Source organism: Rhodococcus sp. EPR-157, from assembly GCF_001647195.1.
Classification (GTDB): domain Bacteria; phylum Actinomycetota; class Actinomycetes; order Mycobacteriales; family Mycobacteriaceae; genus Rhodococcoides.
The window spans coordinates 1-5,247 of record NZ_LVCV01000480.1 but is presented as its reverse complement, the minus strand read 5'-3'; the positions used below and the strand labels follow the sequence as shown (position 1 = coordinate 5,247).

Below are 5,247 nucleotides of genomic sequence, written 5' to 3'. Positions count from 1 at the left end.
GACGCTCTTTCATTTCCGATTCGAACACGTGAGCTTTCCCGTCCTGCAGCGCATCTCGGACCCGCTTTTCTTCGGCGCGGAAGATCGCCCAGTAGTTGTCGTCGAAGTCCTCGACGATCTGGAACGTCCAGCGTCCGGCGATGACGTTGCGGCCGAGCAGTTCCTGCTGCAATCGTTGCGCGTGTTCGGGGTGCCCCCCAGCACGATGAAGTGCCTCGACGGCGTAGCCGAGCAACAGGTCACCGTGCCCGATCAGCTGATGCAGTTCGTACAGGTGCCCGCGGGCTCGTTCGATGCATTCGAGGGCTTCGGATACTTTTCCCACCGCAGCAACAGTGTCGTCGTCGACTCCGTCGGGTCTGCGGTGTCGCTCGTCGGGGCTCTCGGCGTGCTCGTTCATGGATTCCGGTATCTCCGCCGACACGACCGCCGAAACAACCCCTGTTTCTCACACACACATGGTTCGACGCCGCTGCGGCGTACCGCTCGACACGGCGCCCGTCGTCGAGCGAGGCAGACCCGAGCGCGGTACGTCGTGAACGAGCACACACTGCGCACCGGATCCGACCAAACCGGACCCTGGCCGTATCGCCGAGCGTCCTGGGTGCACGCGTCCACCACTAGCACGGTCTGTTTCAATACCGTCATGAGCACATCGGGACATCTCACATATACCGAAGCCGCTATTGGTGACGTTGTCCAGGTGCGGCGAGAGGGCGGCCACGTCGTGGCCGGCACCTGGTCGAAGACTTCGCCGACTTCCTGCTCACCGCCGACGCACTGGGACGCACCTGGGGCACACCGCGCCGCTGGGCCGTCGCCCTTACCGGCGGCACCCTCATGTTCGCCGACGACGCCGACATCATCACGGTGCGCCGCGAACAATCAGAGGCATGAACGTGCACCGGTCACCGCAGCCGGCGGCTGCCGAACCGGCACCACAGACGCCGCCGACAACAGCGACCGATGCCGCTGCGCCGCCGGCCCTGCTGCTCGACACTGCCGCAGTGAGAATGATTCTCGACATTCTCGGGGCCGTGTCGTTGTTTGCGGTCACCTCCGCTGCGGCGGGCACCCGCGACGGCGCTCTGGCCACGGCAGGGATCGCGGCGTTCGTGTTGATCTCCCGGGCGCTGCGGCATCGACGAGCGGCGGACACCGTCGCCGCGGAACGCCACGCACCGTGAGTCTTGCCCACGTTTCGTCGTCGCCCGCCCGGGCACCGCAGCGGGCAGGGCTGATGCACGACACGGCGATGCAGGCGGCCGCCCAGTTGATGCTCGAGCGCGGAATGGGGGCCGTGTCCATCGGCGCCGTTCATGCGGCGACGGGGATCAGCCGGGATCGGCTCGTCCGGGCGTACCGCTCCACCACCGGGTTGACGACCGCGGTGTACATCGAAGGACACACCCGGGCCCGAGCCTTGTGCGCAGCCGGCCGCTACCCGCACACGACCGGTGTCGACACCGTCGCTGCGTGTGCGGCAGCACTACTCGAGCAGGCGGCCACCGACCCCGTCGTACGGGTAGTGCATGCGCTCGAGATGACGTCCACGGCATCGACCACGGGTCTGCCGAGCATCTATCAGGTGTGGACTGCGTGGATGATCGAGACACTCACATCGCACTCGAACGCCCCCGCCGACCAGCGCGCGCACGTCGGGGGTGTTGTGCCGGTCCTCGTAGCAGCCCTCGCGGGAATGTGCGCACCTCACGCCCGCCACCATCACCTTCCGTTGGTGCACGCGACCCGAGCGCGGTCGCAGGCTGTGGCCGCTCTGGGTGTGATGCTCGATCAGCACCACCATCGATGACTCGACACCATCGATGACGCGACACCACCGTTAACGACATGACCGACACACGTGTCGGGGGCGCGCGACGGTGAGCCCGCAGCGGCGCCGATCTTCGGCGGGCACTGCCCCGGGTGTCCAACACGGAAACGTTCGCCGGTGCCTGGCCGATAGGAAAGAAGTTGAATACTTGACGGATCAGAGGCGCCCGACGATGACTGTGCACCACCCCCGACCCATGGCCCCGCGTTCCACATCGAGCTCGCGGTGGGACACCCGCACAGCCATGGTCATCGCGAGCGCCTCCGGCGCGCTGCCGATGCTCGCCATCGCCCTGATCGAGCCCTCCTTCCTTCGCCCCGGTGCACTCCCGGTCCTGACCGTCGTAGTCGCGTTCACCGCGCTCACGGTCGCGATCGCCGTCCGCGCCGGACGCCTCACCGAGGGCCAGTTCACGATCCTCGGATCCGGAGGCATGCTGGGAGTAGCGATCTCGGCGTACCTGATCGCCGACCCCGCCGGAACCCGCGCAGTGACCTCCATGCTCGCGGTCGTACCGGCAATCGCCGCCTCCGGCTCCCCGCCCCGCGTCACCGCAGCCTTGACCACCGCGTCGATGGCCATGGCCACCGCACTGTCCGTCGTTGCGATGAAATCCGCCGGCATGGCCGTCACGATCATCGCGGTCGGCGCGGCGGTCACCACTGTGCTGGTCCCGGTAGCGCTGATTCTCGCTCTTCGGCGCTCCGTCATTGCTGTCAACCAACGACTCGAGACACTCGCCAACACCGATTCACTGACCGGCCTGTTGAACCGGCGTGGACTACTCGCCGCCGCCGAGACACTGCTACGCACCGCCGGCGAGCACGCCGCATCCCTGACTGCCGTCGTAGTGGACGTCGATCACTTCAAGACCGTCAACGACACCCACGGGCATGCCGCAGGTGACCATGTGCTCGTCACCGTTGCTCGGACGCTTGAGCAGACCGCGGCGGGCCCCGGCCAACCCGGACCCGTCGTCGCCCGCATCGGAGGCGAAGAATTCCTGCTGCTCCTGCCCGGAGCGCATCCGAGGCTCGCAGCCACCATCGTCGACGCAGTCCGACCGAGCGGCGATGTCACCGTCAGCGCCGGGTCGGTGACAGTCCAGGTCGAACCGACACACCCCGGCAGCACCCCCACGATCGCTCCGACCGGCATTGACCGCGGTACCACCGATACGGTGGCTACCGGCGAATCGAGTCCCGCCGACCATCCCCGTCTCGGAGTGGAGCGAATGGTGGACTCCATCGTCCGCGCCGCCGATCACGGAATGTACGCAGCGAAGACGGCGGGACGAGACCGCGCCCACCACTGCGGCACACTCACACTCACACTCACGGACGCGGACAGCGCCGCCCGTGATGCGTCCGATCCCGAACCTGCCCATCACGGCGTGCTCGAGGTTCGGCACTGACCCTTCGAGCGCAGCCTTCCAGCGAGCGGCAGGCTTCTGTCGTTCAGCGCCGAAATTCTCGCTCCGGGTTACGCGGTGGGCTGTCGGCGAACGGGGTAAACCACTGCGCCGGATCGAGATTGATTGACTGTACCGAGACCAGGTTCGATGTCGTCGTCGAACAACATCAGTACGTCATGGTCGTGGAACAGAAACTCCAACGGAGCATCCCAGTCGCTGTCACTGTCGTGCTCGGGGAGCCCGTCGGTCAGGTCGGTGTGTGGATCGCAGGGGTCGGTGGCCATACCCCGGGCACGGTGCACGATCAGGTGCAGTGCCATTTCCTCACCGGTACACCGAGGATCGGGATCGACAGCACCTGATGTCTCGGTAGCGAGGTCGTCGAAACAGCGAGCCTGCTGACGCCACCATGTCACCGATTGTGTCCAGGTACAGGGTGGGAAGTCGCTGAGAACGGAGATGTCCTGCGACGCGAAGTCCCCGATCGTGGCCAGCTCTTCGATCGCGTCGTAGACGTCGTCGGCGAGGGTCCAGGCAGCGACTTCGACGAACCTGCGCTGCCGCGGCGTCAGTTCGATCACCAGGTCGTAGAACATCTCCGCGTCTGCGCTGCGAACCGGCGGCCGGTCGAGGTTTCGGCCGGAACCAGGCACCGGGGTTGGTACGCCGCGGCGCGAGCTACCCGCGCCGCGGCCGGCGGCGAAGTCGACTGCAATGACCACCGACTCGCTGCCGCCCTCACCTATGTTGCTGCCGGTCTCGATGCTGCCTTGCGCGCTGGAACCGGGATCGCACACGGTGTCGTCGCCGTCGATGTCCGGTCCGTCGGCGTCGCCGCCGCGGTCCGATCCGTCTGTGTCCACGATCGAACCGTAAAGGCGAACCGCGGCGCAGTCAGTGGGACGCGCGGCTCGTCGGTGGGCCGCCAAGGCATGAGAGGGGTGGCCGGCCTCCCCCCTCAGACGGCCGACCACCCCTGCGCACAGTTGGATGCACCGCAGCCCCGAATGGTTCCCACACTCGGCGAAGAGATTCCCTAGAACATCGCCAGTTGGTTGTCATTGTGATCGACACGTCGGCGCGCAGGCCGTGCTCGCGGCGCAGGTGTGACCGCAGGCTTCGGGTCGGCCGCGGGCGGTATCGACACCTCCTGTAGACCGATTCCTGCTCGGCTGGCGAGCACAGCGCGGATGTAGAGCCGCCGGGCGTGGTGCTGGCGTCCGGTATCGCTGTCGCGGCCCAGCCACTGCTGCCGCCACGCCGAGGTGCCCGCGTCGGGAACGGTGAGAGCGCGATCGGTCAGCCGGTCGAGCAGCACGTCGAGTTTCTCGGCGAGGGTTTGGGCGAGCTCGTCGAGGACGCGCTCGGACACGCCGGCTACCTCCGCAGTCTCGCTTTCGCGCATGCCCCGCACAGTAGACCGCGGCACCGACACGAACCCCGCGCTACCTCGCGCGAGTATCCCGCTCTACTGCCTTGCATGGCGCCGGCCGCACCGGCCGCGGCGTCCGCGCGGCCAGCGCATCGGCTTGCGAGCTCGCCGGTTTCTCGTGGGTCATCGACAGCACGATCGCGGTAGCGGTGTCTCGGACGATCTCGTGCGACAGCGGCGGGCCGAGCAACGTTCGGATCCTCATAGTAGCGATTATCAGCTCACCCACCGACACAGTGCGATCACCGACTATCTCCCGCCCCCACCCGGCACGGGCAGATGGTGTGATCGTCGTTGCCCGGGTGGAACCGATCCACCCTCGGCTGCGTCGAACCTCTACGTGGAACAAGACCCGGAATACCGCCAAGCAGTGATCGACGAGGGATACAACCCCGACGACCCCCGCATCCGCCGCGCCATCGCCGCCGTCGTGGCGCTGCTGCGCGGCGTCGCGGGCGCCGAACGAGCGACACACCCGGTGGCCTCACCGGTCACCGCAGAACCAGGGCGGCTGGTGGAACACCCGATACCGGCCACCACACTCGGCCTCTCCCCCGCCGCCGCCCC

8 protein-coding genes are annotated in these 5,247 nt (G+C 67.3%); 4 read left to right on the top strand and 4 right to left on the bottom strand.

From position 1 onward, the window contains the following. A partial coding sequence (locus tag A2J03_RS21870) for a hypothetical protein (RefSeq protein ID WP_082898001.1) occupies nucleotides 1–400 on the bottom strand: 400 nt, incomplete at its 3' end. A 493-nt stretch (nucleotides 401–893) separates the two neighbouring features. Here A2J03_RS21870 and A2J03_RS21865 point away from each other — a divergent pair. The 3 genes from A2J03_RS21865 to A2J03_RS21855 all read left to right on the top strand — a co-directional run bounded on the left by A2J03_RS21865 (nucleotide 894) and on the right by A2J03_RS21855 (nucleotide 3,248). After that, the gene (locus A2J03_RS21865) at nucleotides 894–1,187 is read left to right on the top strand and encodes a hypothetical protein (RefSeq protein ID WP_068378187.1); all 294 of its coding nucleotides are present in this window, start codon (nucleotides 894–896) and stop codon (nucleotides 1,185–1,187) included. Next, complete coding sequence (locus A2J03_RS21860; protein ID WP_197480907.1) at nucleotides 1,184–1,813, top strand: hypothetical protein; 630 nt, start codon at nucleotides 1,184–1,186, stop codon at nucleotides 1,811–1,813. Before A2J03_RS21865 ends, A2J03_RS21860 begins: the two co-directional genes overlap by 4 nt. A gap of 217 nt (nucleotides 1,814–2,030) precedes the next feature. Beyond that, nucleotides 2,031–3,248, top strand: a complete 1,218-nt coding sequence (locus A2J03_RS21855) for a GGDEF domain-containing protein (RefSeq protein ID WP_231912647.1) — start codon at nucleotides 2,031–2,033, stop codon at nucleotides 3,246–3,248. Nucleotides 3,249–3,316: 68 nt separating this feature from the next. Here A2J03_RS21855 and A2J03_RS21850 read toward each other — a convergent pair whose 3' ends face one another. The 3 genes from A2J03_RS21850 to A2J03_RS21840 all read right to left on the bottom strand — a co-directional run bounded on the left by A2J03_RS21850 (nucleotide 3,317) and on the right by A2J03_RS21840 (nucleotide 4,885). After that, nucleotides 3,317–4,111, bottom strand: a complete 795-nt coding sequence (locus A2J03_RS21850; RefSeq protein WP_068378181.1) for a hypothetical protein — start codon at nucleotides 4,109–4,111, stop codon at nucleotides 3,317–3,319. Between the two features lie 173 nt (nucleotides 4,112–4,284). Next, the gene (locus tag A2J03_RS21845; protein ID WP_068378178.1) at nucleotides 4,285–4,653 is read right to left on the bottom strand and encodes a hypothetical protein; all 369 of its coding nucleotides are present in this window, start codon (nucleotides 4,651–4,653) and stop codon (nucleotides 4,285–4,287) included. A 40-nt stretch (nucleotides 4,654–4,693) separates the two neighbouring features. After that, nucleotides 4,694–4,885 carry a hypothetical protein gene (locus A2J03_RS21840; protein ID WP_068378175.1) on the bottom strand — a complete coding sequence of 64 codons (192 nt, stop codon included), beginning with the start codon at nucleotides 4,883–4,885 and terminating at the stop codon, nucleotides 4,694–4,696. Between the two features lie 135 nt (nucleotides 4,886–5,020). Here A2J03_RS21840 and A2J03_RS21835 point away from each other — a divergent pair. Further along, nucleotides 5,021–5,247, top strand: a 227-nt coding sequence (locus A2J03_RS21835) for a hypothetical protein (RefSeq protein WP_156520515.1), incomplete at its 3' end; no start/stop codon positions are given.